At 60.6% G+C, this 17,150-nt stretch carries 14 protein-coding genes; 5 read left to right on the top strand and 9 right to left on the bottom strand.

Annotation, left to right across the window (positions count from 1 at the left end):
* Positions 1-42: 42 nt before the first annotated feature.
* A complete protein-coding gene (locus CXQ82_RS29650) occupies positions 43-984 on the bottom strand; it encodes an alpha/beta hydrolase (protein WP_101273472.1) in 942 nt (313 codons plus the stop codon).
* A gap of 99 nt (positions 985-1,083) precedes the next feature.
* On the opposite strand from CXQ82_RS29650, the gene CXQ82_RS29655 reads away from it, so the two are divergent.
* Together CXQ82_RS29655 and CXQ82_RS29660 are read left to right on the top strand one after the other, a co-directional pair.
* Positions 1,084-1,659 carry a DUF6436 domain-containing protein gene (locus tag CXQ82_RS29655; protein WP_101273473.1) on the top strand — a complete coding sequence of 192 codons (576 nt, stop codon included), beginning with the start codon at positions 1,084-1,086 and terminating at the stop codon, positions 1,657-1,659.
* Between the two features lie 27 nt (positions 1,660-1,686).
* The gene (locus tag CXQ82_RS29660; protein WP_101273474.1) at positions 1,687-4,041 is read left to right on the top strand and encodes a penicillin acylase family protein; all 2,355 of its coding nucleotides are present in this window, start codon (positions 1,687-1,689) and stop codon (positions 4,039-4,041) included.
* Positions 4,042-4,072: 31 nt separating this feature from the next.
* Here CXQ82_RS29660 and CXQ82_RS29665 read toward each other — a convergent pair whose 3' ends face one another.
* Entirely contained in the window at positions 4,073-5,038 is a 966-nt protein-coding gene (locus CXQ82_RS29665) for a GlxA family transcriptional regulator (RefSeq protein WP_101273475.1), read from the bottom strand.
* 241 nt (positions 5,039-5,279) lie between these two features.
* Here CXQ82_RS29665 and CXQ82_RS29670 point away from each other — a divergent pair, with 241 nt between their 5' ends.
* Complete coding sequence (locus CXQ82_RS29670) at positions 5,280-5,921, top strand: HD domain-containing protein (protein WP_101273476.1); 642 nt, start codon at positions 5,280-5,282, stop codon at positions 5,919-5,921.
* 82 nt (positions 5,922-6,003) lie between these two features.
* Here CXQ82_RS29670 and CXQ82_RS29675 read toward each other — a convergent pair whose 3' ends face one another.
* The 7 genes from CXQ82_RS29675 to CXQ82_RS29705 form a co-directional block, all read right to left on the bottom strand.
* Positions 6,004-6,888: an ABC transporter permease subunit gene (locus CXQ82_RS29675; protein WP_101273477.1), complete on the bottom strand. Its 885-nt coding sequence runs from the start codon at positions 6,886-6,888 to the stop codon at positions 6,004-6,006.
* Entirely contained in the window at positions 6,885-7,805 is a 921-nt protein-coding gene (locus CXQ82_RS29680) for an ABC transporter permease subunit (protein ID WP_101273478.1), read from the bottom strand. The genes CXQ82_RS29675 and CXQ82_RS29680 overlap by 4 nt, the downstream gene beginning before the upstream one ends.
* Positions 7,802-8,944, bottom strand: coding sequence for an ABC transporter ATP-binding protein (locus CXQ82_RS29685; protein WP_101273479.1), 1,143 nt, complete (start codon positions 8,942-8,944; stop codon positions 7,802-7,804). The genes CXQ82_RS29680 and CXQ82_RS29685 overlap by 4 nt, the downstream gene beginning before the upstream one ends.
* A 71-nt stretch (positions 8,945-9,015) precedes the next feature.
* On the bottom strand, positions 9,016-10,110 hold the full coding sequence (locus tag CXQ82_RS29690; RefSeq protein WP_101273480.1) for a polyamine ABC transporter substrate-binding protein: 1,095 nt from the start codon (positions 10,108-10,110) through the stop codon (positions 9,016-9,018).
* A gap of 147 nt (positions 10,111-10,257) precedes the next feature.
* Positions 10,258-11,352, bottom strand: coding sequence for a polyamine ABC transporter substrate-binding protein (locus CXQ82_RS29695; RefSeq protein ID WP_101273884.1), 1,095 nt, complete (start codon positions 11,350-11,352; stop codon positions 10,258-10,260).
* Between the two features lie 183 nt (positions 11,353-11,535).
* Complete coding sequence (locus CXQ82_RS29700) at positions 11,536-12,900, bottom strand: aspartate aminotransferase family protein (RefSeq protein ID WP_101273481.1); 1,365 nt, start codon at positions 12,898-12,900, stop codon at positions 11,536-11,538.
* Between the two features lie 58 nt (positions 12,901-12,958).
* Positions 12,959-14,317 carry a glutamine synthetase family protein gene (locus tag CXQ82_RS29705; protein WP_101273482.1) on the bottom strand — a complete coding sequence of 453 codons (1,359 nt, stop codon included), beginning with the start codon at positions 14,315-14,317 and terminating at the stop codon, positions 12,959-12,961.
* A 597-nt stretch (positions 14,318-14,914) separates the two neighbouring features.
* Between CXQ82_RS29705 and CXQ82_RS29715 the strand changes: the two genes are divergently transcribed.
* Positions 14,915-16,291 carry a glutamine synthetase family protein gene (locus CXQ82_RS29715; RefSeq protein ID WP_003213894.1) on the top strand — a complete coding sequence of 459 codons (1,377 nt, stop codon included), beginning with the start codon at positions 14,915-14,917 and terminating at the stop codon, positions 16,289-16,291.
* A 229-nt stretch (positions 16,292-16,520) separates the two neighbouring features.
* On the top strand, positions 16,521-17,150 hold the full coding sequence (locus CXQ82_RS29720; protein WP_101273484.1) for a TetR/AcrR family transcriptional regulator: 630 nt from the start codon (positions 16,521-16,523) through the stop codon (positions 17,148-17,150).

Here is a 17,150-nt window from a genome sequence, read left to right on the forward strand (position 1 = left end):
TAAATGTGGGAGGGGCTTGCCCCCTCCCACATTTGACCTGTGTTAATTCAGATGCTCCGTCAGGTACTTGAAGTACTCCTCGCGAATCTGCGGAATCTCATTCGCCAGGTGATGCCTGCCCCGCGGCAACATCAACACTTCAGGCTGATCAAACTTGCCCTGTAACACCTGCAGGTTGTGCTGCCAATCCACCGTCATATCTTCCTCACCCTGCACAATCACCGGGCGCCTCGGGCTGCGTGGCGCGGCCTCGATACGCTTGATCCAGCGCGCCAGTGCGCCCACCCAGGCGGTAGGCAGTTGGCGCGGCTGGAGCGGGTCGGCCTCCAGGAACGGCTTGAAGGCGGGGTCGTTGGTGTTCTCGCTGAAGCGCCGGGCGATACCTTTGACGAACGGCCGCAGCAGGTAATAGCTGAGCTGCGACCACCCCCACGCACGCGGCCGCACCAAGGGTGACAGCAAAAACGTCTTGCCCTGGGCCGGACTGTCGGCGCCGTGGTTGAGCAGGTGGTCCACCACCACCGCGCCGCCGGTGCTTTGCCCGAACAAATGCCAGGGCTGTGGCAATTGCAGCGCCAGGGCCTGGGCGAACAGCGCCTGCACCACCCGTTGATACACCGCAAAATCATCGATGCTGGCTCGCGCGCCGCTGGATAAGCCGTGGCCCGGCAGGTCGCAGGCGATCACCACGAAGCCCTGGTCCAGCGCCCAGTCCACCACATGGCGATACAGGCCCATATGGTCGTAAAAGCCGTGGAACATAAACATCGTCGCCACCGGAACCGGCGGCCACCACACTTGCGCAACCACTTGGAACCCGTCCACCTCGAAACGCCCCAGCCGGCTCACGGCGGGCACTGTGCGCGTCGCCAGGTCCAGCCCATAGAAACGCTGGTAGACCCGCGCCTCGGCGCTCAGCGGTTGCGCATCCACCAGGGGCCGCAAACTTTCGCGCAGATGATCAGGGTCAAAGGTAACGGGCATAAAGGGTTCCAGACTTGCGGCGAAGATGAATATCGAGCTGCGATATTCATCTGTCAGGGCAAGCATGGCAAGCTACGCGACCTTCGAGGATGCATCTGAATGCAACGACCCTACCGTACCGCCGTGTTCGCCAGCGTGATCCTGATCCTCTGCGCCGGCGTGCTGTGGGCGGCATACGACTGGTTCCAGGGCCGCTACCTGCGCGCCTTCAGCGAACACACGGCGGTTTTTTCCGGCGACGCGCTGCGCCTGCCCGCCGAACTCAGCGGCCCCGGCCCGATCCGTCTGGTGCACTTTTGGGACCCGGCCTGCCCGTGCAACGTCGGCAACCAACAGCACCTGAGCGAACTGATCGAGCATTACGCGCCTCAAGGCGTCGAGTTCTACGCCCTGCAAAAGCCCGGCAGCCACGGCAGGTTGCCCGACAACCTGCGCAACATGAAAACCCTCAGCGCCCTGCCCGGCGCCGACCAAGTGCCGGCCAGCCCGGCCGTGGGTATTTGGGACCGCACCGGCAAGCTCGCGTATTTCGGTCCGTACAGCGAAGGGCTGACGTGCAATTCCAGTAACAGCTTTATCGAACCGATCCTGAAGGCGCTTGAAACAGATCGCGCGGTGAATGCCACTCACACCCTGGCGGTGGGCTGCTATTGTTCGTGGCCTAAAGATCGTTAGTCCCTCCACTGCGGGTAAGGAATGTTCATGAAGCGCGTCTTGCGGGTTCTCGCGGTTCTGCTGGTGCTCATCGCCCTCGGCGCCGGCTGGTACGTCTACAGCAAGCAACCGACCCGCCAGGGCACGGTTACGCTGGCGAACCTGCAGGGCTCGGTCACCGTGCGCTACGACGACCGGGGCGTGCCGCATATTCGCGCCGAGAACGAGACAGACCTGTACCGCGCCCTCGGCTATGTGCACGCCCAGGACCGGCTGTTCCAGATGGAGATCATGCGGCGCCTGGCCCGTGGCGAGCTGGCCGAGGTGCTGGGGCCCAAGTTGCTGGAGACCGACAAGCTGTTCCGCAGCCTGCGCATTCGCGAGCGCGCGCTGAGCTACGTGGAACACATGGACCATGAATCTGGCGCTTGGAAGGCCCTGCAAGCCTACCTGGACGGAATCAACGCCTATCAGGACAGCCACGCCAGCCCGATGGAGTTCGACGTACTGGGCATCCCTAAGCGCCGCTTCACTCCAGAGGACACTATCAGCGTCGCCGGCTACCTGGCCTACAGCTTCGCCGCCGCGTTTCGTACAGAGCCACTGCTGACTTACGTACGCGACCAATTGGGCAGCGACTACCTGAAAGTCTTCGACCTCGACTGGCAACCCAAGGGCGCGCTCAACCTGGCCGCCAGCGATTGGCAAACCCTCGGTTCCATCGCCTCCCTGAGCGAGCAGGCCCTGGCCGACAATGGCTTGCCGCAGTTCGAAGGCAGCAACGCCTGGGCCATCAGCGGCAGCCGCACCAAGAGTGGCAAGCCGTTGCTGGCGGGCGACCCGCATATCCGTTTCTCGGTGCCGTCGGTGTGGTACGAGGCGCAACTCTCGGCGCCGGGCTTCGAGTTGTACGGCTATCACAACGCGCTGGTACCGGTGGCGTTCCTGGGGCACAACCTGGACTTCGGCTGGAGCCTGACCATGTTCCAGAACGATGACCTCGACCTGATCGCCGAGAAGGTCAACCCGGATAACGCCAACCAGGTCTGGTACCAAGGCCAGTGGGTCGACATGACCAGCAGCGAGCAACAGATTGCGGTCAAGGGCCAGGCGCCGGTCAGCCTCACCCTGCGCCAATCGCCCCACGGCCCGATCATCAATGACGTGCTGGGCGACAACGCCGGCAAAACGCCGGTCGCCATGTGGTGGGCATTCCTCGACACCCAGAACCCGATCCTCGAAGGGTTCTACCAGCTCAACCGCGCCGACACCCTGGCCAAGGCGCGCGCCGCTGCCGCCAAGGTTTCCGCGCCAGGCCTGAACATTGTATGGGCGAACGCCAAGGGCGATATCGGCTGGTGGGCAGCCGCGCAGTTGCCGATCCGCCCGGCGGGCGTGAATGGCGGTTTCATCCTTGATGGCAGCACCGCCCAGGCCGACAAGCTGGGCTTCTACCCCTTCAGCGCCAACCCCCAGGAAGAAAACCCGGCGCGCGGTTACGTGGTGTCCGCCAATGCGCAGCCGGTGTCGCCCACCGGCATGGAGATCCCCGGGTATTACAACCTCGCCGACCGTGGCCAGCAGCTGAACGCGCAATTGAGCGACAAAAGCGTGAAGTGGGACGTGACCAACAGCCAGGCCTTGCAGCTCGGCACCGCCAGCGCCTTTGGCCCACGCCTGTTGGCGCCGCTGTTGCCGGTGTTGCGTGAGGTGGTCAAGGACCCGGCGCAATTGAAACTGGTGGAGCAACTGGCGAACTGGAAAGGCGACTATCCGCTGGACTCCACCAGCGCCACGCTGTTCAACCAGTTCCTGTACAACCTCGCCGATGCGGCCTTTCATCCGAAGCTCGGCGACGGCATGTTCAAGACCCTGCTCAGCACCCGCGTGGTCGACGCCGCTTTGCCACGCCTGGCAGCCTCCGCGGACTCGCCATGGTGGGACGGCAAACGCGCCGACACCGTCAAGCTCGCCTGGGACAACAGCCTCGCGCACCTCAAGGCCACCTTCGGCGATGACCCGAGCCAGTGGCAGTGGGGCAAGGCGCACACCCTGACCCACGGCCACCCGCTGGGCTCGCAGAAACCGCTGGACCTGATCGTCAACGTCGGCCCGTTCCCGGCGCCAGGCACCCATGAAGTGCCGAATAACCAATCGGCCAATATCGGCCCCGCGCCGTGGCCGGTGACCTACGGCCCGTCGACCCGGCGTCTGATCGACTTTGCCGATGTGGCCCACGCCCTCACCATCAACCCGGTCGGGCAAAGCGGCGTGCCCTTCGACAAGCACTACGGCGACCAGGCAGAGACCTATATCGAAGGCGGCTACGAGCAGGCGCATTTCAGTGATGAGGAAGTCACGGCGAATACGCGCGGCACGCTGAAACTATTGCCGGCAAGGTAATTGCCCTGCCACATTTGCACCGAGTACTGCTTTATATCGGCGCCGCAAAGTTAAGCCGGAACTGTTGTGGCGTGACGCCCAGCCGGCGGTTGAACACACTGCGCATGTGCTGGGCGTCGCGAAAGCCGCACTGATAGGCCACGGTCTTCAGCGGTGCGGAGCTGCTTTCAAGCATCACCCGCGCCGCATCCACCCGCGCCCGCTCGACGAATTCCGCTGGCGTCACCCGCGCCTCTCGGGCGAACACCCGGGAGAAATTGCGTGCGCTCATATTGGCCGCCTTGGCCAGGTCGGCGATGGTCAGGTCCCCGGTCAGGTTCGCCAATACGTACAGCTGCACCAACGCCACCGCCGAGGTGGTTTCGGCGTGGGGCGTAAGAAATGGACTGAACTGCGACTGCCCGCCCGCGCGCTGGGTGAACACCACCAGGCGCTTGGCCACGCTCAACGCGACTTCCGGGCCGTGGTCCTGGGCCAACAGATACAACGACAAATCGATGCCCGCCGTGACCCCGGCCGAGGTGTAGAGGTTGCCGTCCTGCACATAGAGGCGGTCGGCCTCGACCTGGGCCGAGGGGCACAGGCGCGCCAAACCGGCAGCATCATTCCAATGGGTGGTGACGGTTTTGCCGTCCAGCAAGCCGGCGCGGGCCAGCATGAAGGCGCCGTTGCAGATCGAACCAAAGCGTTGCGCCCGCGCCGTCGCCCCACGCAGCCAATCATCGAACGGCGCGCCGAAATCCTCGAACGGCAACTGCGGCCCGCCCGCGACCAACAGCAGGTCATAGGCTTGCAGGGCGTCGCTGTAATGCCGATGGGCCTGCAATGACAGGCCGTTGGACGCGACCAGGGTGCCGTGGCCGAAACCGATGACTTCCAGTTGGTAATGATCTTCAGGCGCCAGGAAACGATTGGCCTCGCAGAACACGTCCATGGGCCCCGTCACATCCAGTGACTGGACGCCGGGGAAGATCAGGATGCCGACGGTTTTGCCCATGGCTACAGACACCTTTTCCTAGCTGAATAAATACAACTCCCTGTGGGAGCTGGCTTGCCTGCGATGGCATCACCCCAGTCTAACTGACAGACCGAGTAGCCAGCATCGCAGGCAAGCCAGCTCCCACATTTGACAGCATCTGGCGTGATATCGAGGCACATTGGCCGACATCGCACCCTCGCCGCGATAGCCCGGTGGCAGGCACGCGACCAGACTGGAGCCTTCCCACAGGAGAACCACCATGACCACCACCATCGCCGGTATCCAGATCCCTGACAGCGCCCTCGCCAAGGCCACCACTGAGTACATCCGCGACGTCGAATCCGACCTGCTCTACCACCACTCGCGCCGGGTGTTTCTGTTCGGCGCGTTGAGCGGTGAGCGCAAGCAACTGGCCTATAACCCGGAGCTGCTCTACGTCGGCGCGATGTTCCACGACCTCGGCCTGGTGGAAGGCCATCGCAGTGACGACGAACGTTTCGAAGTGGACGGTGCCAATGCCGCCGCGGCCTTCCTCAAGCCTTATGGGCTGAGCGATGACGATATCGAACAGGTGTGGCTGTCTATCGCCCTGCACACCACGCCGGGCGTGCCGCAACACTTGCGCCCGACCGTTGCGCTGGTGACCGCCGGAGTCGAGATGGACGTGCTGGGCATGGATTACGCCGCGTTTTCCAGCGTGCAGCGCGAAGCCGTGGTGCATGCGCATCCACGCGGTGAAGGGTTCAAGGAGTGCATCATCTGCGCGTTTGCCGACGGCTTGCGCCACCGCCCGCAAACCACGTTTGGCAACGTGAAGACCGATGTGCTGGTGGATCAGGAGCCGGGGTTCAAGCCGATGAATTTTGTCGAGGTGATTCGCAAATCGCCTTGGGCTGCGTAGTTGACTTGAAACCCAATCAAATGTGGGAGGGGCGGTGCGACGATTCGACTTGCCCCCTCCCACATTTTGACCTCACACAGATTCAGACCGGTGCAGGCGCCCGGCGCTTGTCCGGCTGTTGCCAACCATCCGCCGCCGCTTCTTCGATCGCTTGCTGGATGGCTTTCTTGCGGTGTTCCTCAGCACGCCGGCTGAAGAACCAAACCAGGAAGGTCACCAGCGACACCGCCAGCAGAATCAAGCTGGCCACGGCGTTGATCTCGGGTTTAACCCCCAGGCGCACCGCCGAGAACACTTCCATCGGCAAGGTGGTCGAGCCTGGGCCCGACACGAAGCTGGCCAGTACCAGGTCATCCAGTGACAGTGCGAACGACATCATGCCGCCCGCCGCCAACGACGGCGCGATCATCGGGATGGTGATCAGGAAGAACACCTTCCACGGCCGCGCGCCCAAGTCCATCGCGGCTTCTTCGATCGACAGGTCCAGCTCACGCAAGCGTGCCGACACGACTACCGCCACATACGCCGCACAGAACGTGGTGTGGGCGATCCAGATAGTGACGATGCCACGCTCCTGCGGCCAACCGATCATCTGCGCCATGGCCACGAACAGCAGCAACAGCGACAGGCCGGTGATCACTTCCGGCATCACCAACGGCGCCGTCACCAGGCCGCCGAACAGCGTACGGCCCTTGAAGTGGCTGATACGCGTAAGCACGAACGCCGCCAACGTCCCCAAGGCCACAGCGGCCACCGCCGTATAGCAGGCGATTTCCAGGGAGCGCGCCACCGAGCCCATCAGCTGGGTGTTGTCCAGCAAACCGACGTACCACTTGATCGACCAACCGCCCCACACCGTCACCAGCTTGGATTCGTTGAACGAGTAGATCACCAGAATCAGCATCGGCAGGTAGATAAACAGCAACCCCGCCACCAGCATGAAGCTTGAGAACCTGACGCGCTTCATATCTTGCCCTCCATCTCTTTGGCTTGGCTGCGGTTAAACAGGATGATCGGCACAATCAGGATCGCCAGCATCACCACCGCCAGGGCAGACGCCACCGGCCAGTCACGGTTGTTGAAGAATTCTTGCCACAACACTTTACCGATCATCAGGGTTTCCGGGCCGCCGAGCAGCTCAGGAATCACGAACTCGCCCACCACCGGGATAAACACCAGCATGCAGCCAGCGATGATGCCGTTCTTGGACAGCGGCACGGTGATTTTCCAGAAGCTGTTGAAAGTGCTCGAGCCCAGGTCGGACGCGGCTTCCAGCAGGCTCTGGTCGTGTTTCACCAGGTTGGCGTACAGCGGCAGGATCATGAACGGCAGGTACGAATAGACCACGCCGATATACACCGCAATGTTGGTGTTGAGGATCTGCAGCGGTTCGTTGATCAACCCGATAGACATCAGGAAGCCGTTGAGCAAACCGTTGTTGCTGAGGATGCCCATCCACGCATACACGCGGATCAGGATCGCGGTCCAGGTCGGCATCATGATCAGCAGCACCAGTACGGTCTGCATCTCTTTGCGCGCACTGGCAATGGCGTAGGCCATCGGGTAGCCGATCAGCAGGCACAACACCGTGCTGAAAAACGCCATCTTCAGCGAGCCCAGGTAGGCGGCGATATACAACTCGTCGTCGCCGAGCATCGCGTAGTTGCTGAGGTTCAGCACCAGTTGCAGCTTCTGCTCAACGAAGGTGTAGATCTCGGTGTACGGCGGGATCGCCACGTCGGCTTCGGCAAAGCTGATTTTCAGAACGATGAAGAACGGCAGTGCGAAGAACAGGAACAGCCACAGGAAGGGAATACCAATGACCGCGTGACGACCAGTGGGAGTTATTCGTTGCAGGCGGCGCTTGAGCTTCTTCATGTTCATGAGCGAAGTACCACGCCGCTGTCGTCTTCCCACCACACGTAAACCTGGTCACCCCAGGTCGGCCGCTGGCCACGGCGTTCGGCGTTGGCCACGAACGACTGCACCAGCTTGCCGCTCGGCAGTTCCACGTAGAACACCGAGTGCCCGCCGAGGTAGGCGATGTCGTGCACCTTGCCGCTGGACCAGTTGTGCTCGCAGGTCGGCATTTCCGAGGTCACCAGCAGTTTTTCCGGGCGGATGGCGTAGGTCACCGACTTGTCTTCCACCGAGGTGGCGATGCCGTAGCCCACGTAAATGTCGCGGTCGAGGTCCGGGCACTTGAGCACCGCGTGGCCTTCGGCGTCATCCACCACCTGGGTTTCGAAGATGTTGACGTTGCCGATGAACTCGCACACCAGACGGCTGGTAGGCGTTTCGTAGATGTCGATCGGGCTGCCGATCTGGGCGATCCAGCCCAGGTGCATGATCGCGATGCGCTCGGCCATGGTCATGGCCTCTTCCTGGTCGTGGGTCACCATCACGCAGGTCACACCCACGCGCTCGATGATCTCCACCAGTTCCAGCTGCATCTGCGAGCGCAGTTTCTTGTCGAGGGCGCCCATCGGCTCATCGAGCAGCAGCAGTTTCGGGCGCTTGGCCAACGAGCGGGCCAGGGCCACACGCTGGCGCTGGCCACCGGACAGCTGATGCGGCTTGCGCTTGGCGTACTGGCTCATCTGTACCAGCTTGAGCATCTCGGCCACGCGGGCTTCAACTTCGGCCTTGGGGATCTTGTCCTGTTGCAGGCCGAAGGCGATGTTCTGCGCCACGGTCATGTGTGGGAACAAGGCGTAGGACTGGAACATCATGTTGATCGGCCGCTCGTAGGGCGGCATGTCGGTGATGTCCACACCGTCGAGGTAGATGCGCCCTTCGGTCGGTCGCTCGAAGCCTGCGAGCATGCGCAGCAAGGTGGATTTGCCCGAACCCGAACCGCCGAGCAAGGCGAAGATCTCGCCTTTCTTGATTTCCAGGGACACATCGTCCACGGCAATCGTCTCGTCGAACTTCTTCGTGACCCGGTCGATTTTGACCAGCACCTTTTTCGGTGTCTGGTCGCCCTCGAGGGCTTTCTTATAGGCGCCGGAGGCAACTGCCATTTACGAAACTCCCAACAAAATGTGGAGTTCGCCCGATACAGGCGAACCCGGGATAGTTTGAGCTCTATGCCTTATTTGCCCGTCTTGACCTTGGTCCAGCTACGGGTCATCAAACGTTGCACTTTCGGGGGTAGCTCGAAGTTGACGAATGTCCGGTCGAGAACCGCCTGCGGTGGGTAAACCGCTTCGTCGGTGCGTATCGATTGCTCCATCAGCTTGTCCGCCCCCGGGTTAGGGTTGGCGTAACCGACGTAATCACTGACCTGGGCGATGACCTCAGGTTGCAGCAAATAGTTGATAAAGGCGTGGGCCTCTTTGACATTGGTGGCGTCCTTGGGAATCGCCAGCACGTCAAACCACAGGTTGCCGCCTTCTTTCGGAATCGCGTAGGCGATGTTCACGCCCTTGCCCGCCTCGGCCGCACGGGCCTTGGCCTGGAACACATCACCGGAGAACCCGGCGGCCACGCAGATATTGCCGTTGGCCAGGTCGGAGATGTATTTGGAGGAATGGAAATAGGTCACGTAGGGCCGCACTTTCAGCAGCTTTTCTTCGGCCTTCTTGTAGTCGTCCGGGTTGGTGCTGTTGGGGTTCAGGCCCATGTAGTTGAGCACTGCCGGCAGCATTTCATCCGCCGAATCCATGAACGACACGCCGCAGGTGGCGAGCTTCTTCATGTTTTCCGGCTCGAACAGCACGGCCCAGGAGTCGATATGGTCGACGCCCAGCACTTCCTTGACCTTTTCGACGTTGTAACCGATGCCATTGGTGCCCCACAGGTACGGCACGGCGTATTGGTTGCCCGGGTCGTTCTTTTCCAGGCGCTTGAGCAACGCAGGGTCAAGGTTCGCGTAATTGCTCAACAATGACTTGTCGAGCTTCTGGAACGCCCCAGCCTTGATCTGCTTGCCGAGGAAATGGTTGGACGGCACCACCACGTCGTAGCCGGTGCGCCCGGCGAGCAACTTGCCTTCCAGGGTTTCGTTGGAGTCAAACACGTCATACACGGGCTTGATGCCGGTGGCCTTTTCGAAGTCGGCCAGGGTTTCAGGGCCAATGTAGTCCGACCAGTTATAAACATGCACAGTCGGTGCGGCCTGCACGCTGACAGCCAGCGTGATACCTGCACCCACCAGCAAGGCTTTGCGAAATAAAGAAAATGGCAAGTGGAGGTCCTCTTAAATAGTTGGGCCCAAAGTTGTTGCCCGGCAACAAAACCGGCGCGCAACTTACCCTCGATAAACCGATCCGGCAAAACTTTTTGTCATTTAATTTGTGGGAGGGAGCAAGCCCCCTCCCACAGGTTTCAAGGCTTACTTGCCCGACTTGATCTTGGTCCAGCTGCGTGTCATTTCACGCTGGGTCGCAGCCGGCAGGTCCGCAATCGCGTACAGCTTGGCTTGCACATCCGCTGGCGGGTAGATGCCCGGGTCGCTGGTGATGTCTTTGTCGACCAGAGCGGTGGCTTTCTCGTTACCGTTCGGGAAGTGCACGCTGTTGGTGATCTCGGCCATCACTTCCGGCTTGAGCAGGTAGTTCATGAACTTGTAGGCGGCGTCGACGTTTTCGGCATCTTTAGGGATGGCGACCATGTCGAAGAAGCTGCCAGCACCTTCTTTCGGAATGTCGTAGGCAACTTTGACCTTGCCACCGGCTTCAGCCGCGCGGGACTTGGCCTGCTCGATGTCACCCGAGTAACCCACGGCCACGCAGATGTTGCCGTTGGCCAGGTCGGAGATGTACTTGGACGAGTGGAAGTAGCCGATCGAAGGGCGCAGCTTGAGGAACAGAGCCTCGGCTTGCTTGAGGTCTTCTTTCTTCTGGGTGTCGGTCGGCAAGCCCAGGTAATGCAGGGCCACCGGCAGCATTTCGGTTGGCGAGTCGAGGAAACTCACGCCGCAGCTTTTCAGCTTGGCGATGTTTTCCGGCTTGAGCAGCACGTCCCACGAATCGATCTTGTCCACGCCCAGCGCGGCCTTGACCTTCTCCGGGTTGTAGCCGATGCCGATCGAGCCCCACATGTACGGGAAGGCGTGCTTGTTGTCCGGGTCGCTGACCGACACGGCTTTAAGCAGGGATTTGTTCAGGTTGTCGTAGTTGGACAGCTTGGACTTGTCCAGCTCCTGGTAGACACCGGCCTTGATCTGCTTGGCGAGGAAGTTGTTCGACGGTACGACGATGTCATAACCGGACTTGCCTGCCAGCAACTTGGCTTCCAGGGTTTCGTTGCTGTCGAAAACGTCGTACACCACTTTAATGCCCGACTCTTTTTCAAAGTTGGCGATGGTGTCCGGTGCAATGTAGTCGGACCAGTTGTAGACGTGCAGCACTTTATCGTCGGCCTGGGCCGCGCCCGCCATTGCGCCCATCAGGGACAAGGCGAGGAGGGTCTTGCCAGCGTTCTTCAAACCTAATGCCTTCATTTGGTGATGCTCCAATTTTTTCTTTTTTGGGCCACGTTCTTTTATCGTTTCACGGCCCTTCCAGAGGGCAACAAAACAGGGCGACAGTCTGGCAAGTTCAGGGGCCGGCTTTCAACCAAAGCCCCCACATTTGTAACTGCCCAGTGCGCTTGGCACTGAGCCTAGCATTTAGCCCTGCAATGCCGCCAAAGTCAGGTCCAGGCACGTACGCGCCTTGGTCACCAGCTCGTCGATTTCAGCCTTACTGATCACCAGCGGCGGCGAAATGATCATGGTGTCGCCCACGGCGCGCATGATCAGGCCGTTGTTGAAGCAGAAGTTGCGGCAAATCATGCCCACGCCCTTGCCTTCATAACGCTTGCGGGTGGCCTTGTCCTGTACCAGTTCAATGGCACCGAGCATGCCCACACCACGCACTTCGCCCACCAGCGGGTGATCCGCGAGTTCCCGCAGACGTTTCTGCAAATACGGTGCCGTTTCGTCGTGCACGCTGTTAACGATTTTTTCATCGCGCATGATGCGGATGTTTTCCAGGGCCACCGCCGCTGCCACCGGGTGGCCGGAGTAAGTGAAGCCGTGGTTGAAATCGCCGCCTTCATTGAGCACTTCGACCACTTCGTCGCGCACGATCAAGCCACCCATAGGGATGTAGCCCGAGGTCAGGCCCTTGGCGATGGTCATCATGTGCGGCTTGAGGTCGTAGAAGTCGCTGCCAAACCACTCACCGGTACGGCCGAAACCGCAGATCACTTCGTCGGCGACAAACAGGATGTCGTACTTGGCGAGGATTTCCTTGATGCGCGGCCAGTAAGTGGCAGGCGGCACGATCACGCCGCCGGCGCCCTGGATCGGCTCGGCAATAAAGGCACCCACGGTGTCCACGCCCAGTTCCAGGATCTTTTCTTCCAGCTGGTTGGCGGCCCAGATCCCGAATTCTTCGGGGCTCATGTCGCCGCCTTCGCCAAACCAGTAAGGCTGGGCGATATGGGTGATGCCCGGGATCGGCAAGTCGCCCTGTTCATGCATATACGTCATGCCGCCCAAGCTGGCGCCGGCCACGGTGGAGCCGTGGTAGCCATTCTTGCGGCTGATGATGGTTTTCTTGTTCGGCTGGCCCTTGATCGCCCAGTAGTGGCGGACCATACGCAACATGGTGTCGTTGCCTTCGGAGCCGGAACCGGTGAAGAACACGTGGTTCATGCCGGCGGGTGCGATGTCGGAAATGGCCTTGGCCAGCTCCAGCACCGGCGGGTGTGCGGTCTGGAAGAACAGGTTGTAGTACGGCAGTTCTTTCATCTGCTTGGCGGCGGCGTCAGCCAGTTCATCGCGACCGTAACCGATCGCCACGCACCACAGGCCGGCCATGCCGTCGAGGATCTTGTTGCCTTCGCTGTCCCACAGGTAAACACCGTGGGCTTTGGTGATGATCCGTGGGCCTTTCTCTTTCAATTGCTTGAAGTCGCTGAACGGCGCCAGGTGATGATCGCTGCTCAAGGCTTGCCATTCACGGGTTTGCGGGTTGTTGCTGGACATACCAATCTCCTAGACTTTTCAGTGAAGGGCGCACCGTTTAAAGGGTGCGCCCGGCGCATCAGACGGCGAAGAGCAGGAATTCCCGCTCCCACGAACTGATCACGCGCTTGAAGTTTTCATGCTCGGCCCGCTTGACCGCGACGTAGCCTGTGATGAATTTCTGACCCAGGTATTTCTCTATGGTCTTGCTGTTTTCCATGCGTTCCAGGGCGTCTTCGATGGTCAACGGCAGGCGCAGGTTGCGCCGCTCGTAACCACGCCCTACCACTGGCGCGCTCGGGTTATGGCCTTCAACCATGCCGATGTAGCCACACAGCAAACTGGCGGCAATCGCCAGGTACGGGTTGGCGTCGGCGCCTGGCAGGCGGTTTTCCACACGGCGGTTCTGCGGGCCGGCATCCGGTACGCGCAGGCCGACGGTGCGGTTTTCTTCGCCCCACTCCACGTTCACCGGTGCCGAGGTATCCGGCAGAAAGCGGCGGAACGAGTTCACGTTGGGGGCAAACAGCGGCAGCAATTCCGGGATGAATTTCTGCAGGCCGCCAATGTGGTTGAGGAACAGCTGGCTCATGGTCCCGTCTTCATTCGAGAAGACGTTCTTGCCAGTGGCGATGTCGATGATGCTCTGGTGCAGGTGCATCGCGCTGCCAGGCTCGCCGGTCATCGGCTTGGCCATGAAGGTGGCGGCCACGTCGTGCTTGAGCGCGGCTTCACGCATGGTGCGCTTGAACACCAGGATCTGGTCGGCCAGGGACAACGCATCGCCGTGACGGAAGTTGATTTCCATCTGCGCGGTGCCGTCTTCGTGGATCAGGGTGTCGAGGTCCAGTTCCTGCAGTTCGCACCAGTCGTAGACGTCTTCGAACAACGGGTCGAATTCGTTGGCCGCTTCTATAGAGAAGGACTGGCGACCAGTCTCCGGGCGCCCGGAACGGCCAATCGGCGGTTGCAGCGGGAAGTCCGGGTCTTCGCAGCGTTTGGTCAGGTAGAACTCCATCTCCGGCGCCACGATGGGCTGCCAGCCCTTGTCGGAATAGAGCTTGAGCACCTTCTTGAGCACGTTGCGAGGCGACAGCTCGATCGGGTTGCCTTGCTTGTCGTAGGTGTCGTGGATCACCTGGGCGGTGGGCTCGATGGCCCAGGGCACCAGGAACACCGCGTTCTGGTCGGGGCGGCAGATCATGTCGATGTCGGCCGGGTCGAGCAATTCGTAATAGATGTCGTCTTCGACATAGTCGCCGGTCACGGTCTGCAACAGCACGCTCTCGGGCAGGCGCATGCCTTTTTCGGCGATGAACTTGTTGGTCGGCGAGATCTTGCCCCGGGTGATGCCGGTGAGGTCGCCAATCATGCATTCGACTTCTGTGATCTTGTGGTCTTTCAACCAATCGGTGAGCTGGTCGAGGTTGTTACTCATAAATGCCTCTGGGCTGGGTTTCCTGGCATCCATTAAAGGCCAGGCGTTGGTTGACGCAGCATCCGCGTCGCTGGTTCATTCAGGGTAGGAGCTTACCTGCCATTTGCTGCAGCGTTGCATTCCTCAAGCCAAAGTCGTGCAGAATCATGATCAGCACACCGCAAGGGCGCTGGTCAGAGGCAGGCGAGGAAGCAAAGGAGAGGTCAGACGGGCCGTCAAGAATATTGGCCGGTGCGTGGGCGTTCACGCGGGACGAACGGACTGCGGACGGAGCCTGGCTGATGCAGGCCAAGACGCCGGGCGGCGGCAGGTGAAACATGAAGCACCCCGGTATTATTGCTGTTATGGGTTTGAATCGAGCTTAGCCTTGTTCATTTTTTTACACAACACCCCCGTAAAAAATACAACACGGCCCGCTCAAGCCTGCGAGTCCCAAGGCGATCAAACCGAAAAAATCGCCCCAAAACGCCCCAAAAAAGCCTTCGCGGCGCTTTTTTAGGGCAAAAAAGCCCTCGCTTGACTTCGGCATGCCGTTCGGGTTGACTGAAACCAGAAAAGATCAATGATTGATATTTTTAACAACAAAGGTGTTGCATCATGTCGGTACCCCCGCGTGCCGTTCAGCTTAACGAAGCGAACGCGTTCCTTAAGGATCATCCTGAGGTTCTGTACGTAGACCTTCTAATTGCGGATATGAATGGTGTGGTGCGCGGCAAGCGCATCGAACGCACCAGCCTCCACAAGGTTTACGAGAAGGGCATTAACCTGCCTGCCTCTTTATTTGCCCTGGATATCAACGGCTCGACGGTGGAAAGCACCGGCCTGGGTCTGGACATCGGTGATGCTGACCGAATCTGTTATCCGATCCCCGATACCCTGTGCAATGAACCCTGGCAAAAGCGCCCTACCGCGCAACTGCTGATGACCATGCACGAACTTGAAGGTGAACCTTTCTTCGCTGATCCGCGCGAAGTGCTCCGCCAAGTTGTAAGCAAATTTGACGACCTCGGTCTGACCATCTGCGCCGCCTTCGAGCTTGAGTTCTACCTGATCGACCAGGAGAACGTGAACGGCCGCCCACAACCGCCCCGCTCGCCGATCTCCGGCAAACGCCCGCACTCGACACAGGTCTACCTGATCGACGACCTCGACGAATATGTCGACTGCCTCCAGGACATCCTGGAAGGTGCAAAAGAGCAAGGCATCCCGGCCGACGCCATCGTCAAGGAAAGTGCCCCGGCGCAGTTCGAAGTGAACCTGCACCACGTGGCCGACCCGATCAAGGCTTGCGACTACGCGGTACTGCTCAAGCGCCTGATCAAGAACATCGCCTACGACCATGAGATGGACACCACCTTCATGGCCAAGCCTTACCCAGGCCAGGCAGGTAACGGTTTGCACGTGCACATTTCGATCCTGGACAAAGACGGCAAGAACATCTTTGCCAGCGAGGATCCCGAGCAGAACGCCGCATTGCGTCACGCGATCGGCGGTGTGCTCGAGACCCTGCCCGCCCAAATGGCGTTCCTGTGCCCTAACGTCAACTCCTACCGCCGTTTCGGTGCACAGTTCTACGTGCCGAACTCGCCGTGCTGGGGCCTGGATAACCGCACCGTGGCGATTCGCGTACCCACCGGCTCGTCCGACGCCGTACGTATCGAACACCGTGTCGCCGGCGCCGACGCCAACCCTTACCTGCTGATGGCTTCGGTCCTGGCGGGTGTGCACCACGGTCTGACCAACAAGATCGAGCCTGGCGCACCGGTGGAAGGCAACAGCTACGAGCAGAATGAACAAAGCCTGCCGAACAACCTGCGCGATGCCCTGCGCGAGTTGGACGACAGCGAGGTGATGGCCAAGTACATCGATCCTAAATACATCGATATCTTCGTTGCCTGTAAGGAAAGCGAGCTGGAAGAGTTCGAACACTCCATCTCCGACCTTGAGTACAACTGGTACCTGCATACCGTGTAAGCGGTTGCAGCATTGAGAGAACGCCGCTGACTTAGGTCCGCGGCGTTTTTTTATGGGTTTCTGCGGTAGACCGCGTTGGCTTCTTCGCGAGCAAGCCCGCTCCCACATTTGACCGAGTTGTCCTGAAGAAACCAGTTCAAATGTGGGAGCGGGCTTGCTCGCGAAGGCGGCCTGGCAGACAACACACCTCCCTGCTCATACAATGCGCTCTGCCTTGTAGGAGACTTCCATGACCACCCGCCCCGCCACCCCGCGCAAACCCCGCGCCCGCAGCCAGGCCCGGATCGACGCGATCCTCGACGCCGCCCGCACGTTGCTGGCCGCCGAAGGCGTGGCCGGTTTGTCGATCTACAGCGTGGCCGAACGGGCGCAGATTCCGCCGTCGTCGGTGTATCACTTCTTCGCCAGCGTGCCGGCGCTGCTGGAGGCGTTGACGGCCGATGTGCACGCCGCCTTTCGCGCGGCCATTCAGGCACCCATTGAGCACGCTTCACTCAAGCACTGGCGGGACCTGTCCTACATCGTCGAGCAGCGCATGCTCGCCATCTATGACCAGGACGCCGCCGCACGCCAGTTGATCCTGGCCCAGCATGGGCTCACCGAAGTGACTCAGGCCGACCGCCAGCATGATCTGGAGTTGGGGGATTTGATGCTGGAAGTGTTCAACCGCCACTTCGAGGTGCCGACGCTACCCGACGATGTCGACGTGTTTGCCCTGGCCCTGGAACTGAGCGACCGCGTGTATGCGCGTTCGGTGCATCAGCATGGGCAGATTACGCCGCGCATGGCGGAGGAAGGGATGCGGGTGTTTGATGCGTATGTGGGGTTGTATTTGCCGGCGTATTTGCCCAAGCGTTGA

Origin of the sequence: Pseudomonas sp. S09G 359 (genome assembly GCF_002843605.1) — a bacterium.
Taxonomy (GTDB): Bacteria; Pseudomonadota; Gammaproteobacteria; order Pseudomonadales; family Pseudomonadaceae; genus Aquipseudomonas.

Bases quoted from the DNA above. Each gene is read 5' to 3' on its own strand.
- CXQ82_RS29650 (WP_101273472.1), bottom strand. From the start codon at position 984: ATGCCCGTTACCTTTGACCCTGATCATCTGCGCGAAAGTTTGCGGCCC.
- CXQ82_RS29655 (WP_101273473.1), top strand. From the start codon at position 1,084: ATGCAACGACCCTACCGTACCGCCGTGTTCGCCAGCGTGATCCTGATC.
- CXQ82_RS29660 (WP_101273474.1), top strand. From the start codon at position 1,687: ATGAAGCGCGTCTTGCGGGTTCTCGCGGTTCTGCTGGTGCTCATCGCC.
- CXQ82_RS29665 (WP_101273475.1), bottom strand. From the start codon at position 5,038: ATGGGCAAAACCGTCGGCATCCTGATCTTCCCCGGCGTCCAGTCACTG.
- CXQ82_RS29670 (WP_101273476.1), top strand. From the start codon at position 5,280: ATGACCACCACCATCGCCGGTATCCAGATCCCTGACAGCGCCCTCGCC.
- CXQ82_RS29675 (WP_101273477.1), bottom strand. From the start codon at position 6,888: ATGAAGCGCGTCAGGTTCTCAAGCTTCATGCTGGTGGCGGGGTTGCTG.
- CXQ82_RS29680 (WP_101273478.1), bottom strand. From the start codon at position 7,805: ATGAACATGAAGAAGCTCAAGCGCCGCCTGCAACGAATAACTCCCACT.
- CXQ82_RS29685 (WP_101273479.1), bottom strand. From the start codon at position 8,944: ATGGCAGTTGCCTCCGGCGCCTATAAGAAAGCCCTCGAGGGCGACCAG.
- CXQ82_RS29700 (WP_101273481.1), bottom strand. From the start codon at position 12,900: ATGTCCAGCAACAACCCGCAAACCCGTGAATGGCAAGCCTTGAGCAGC.
- CXQ82_RS29705 (WP_101273482.1), bottom strand. From the start codon at position 14,317: ATGAGTAACAACCTCGACCAGCTCACCGATTGGTTGAAAGACCACAAG.
- CXQ82_RS29715 (WP_003213894.1), top strand. From the start codon at position 14,915: ATGTCGGTACCCCCGCGTGCCGTTCAGCTTAACGAAGCGAACGCGTTC.
- CXQ82_RS29720 (WP_101273484.1), top strand. From the start codon at position 16,521: ATGACCACCCGCCCCGCCACCCCGCGCAAACCCCGCGCCCGCAGCCAG.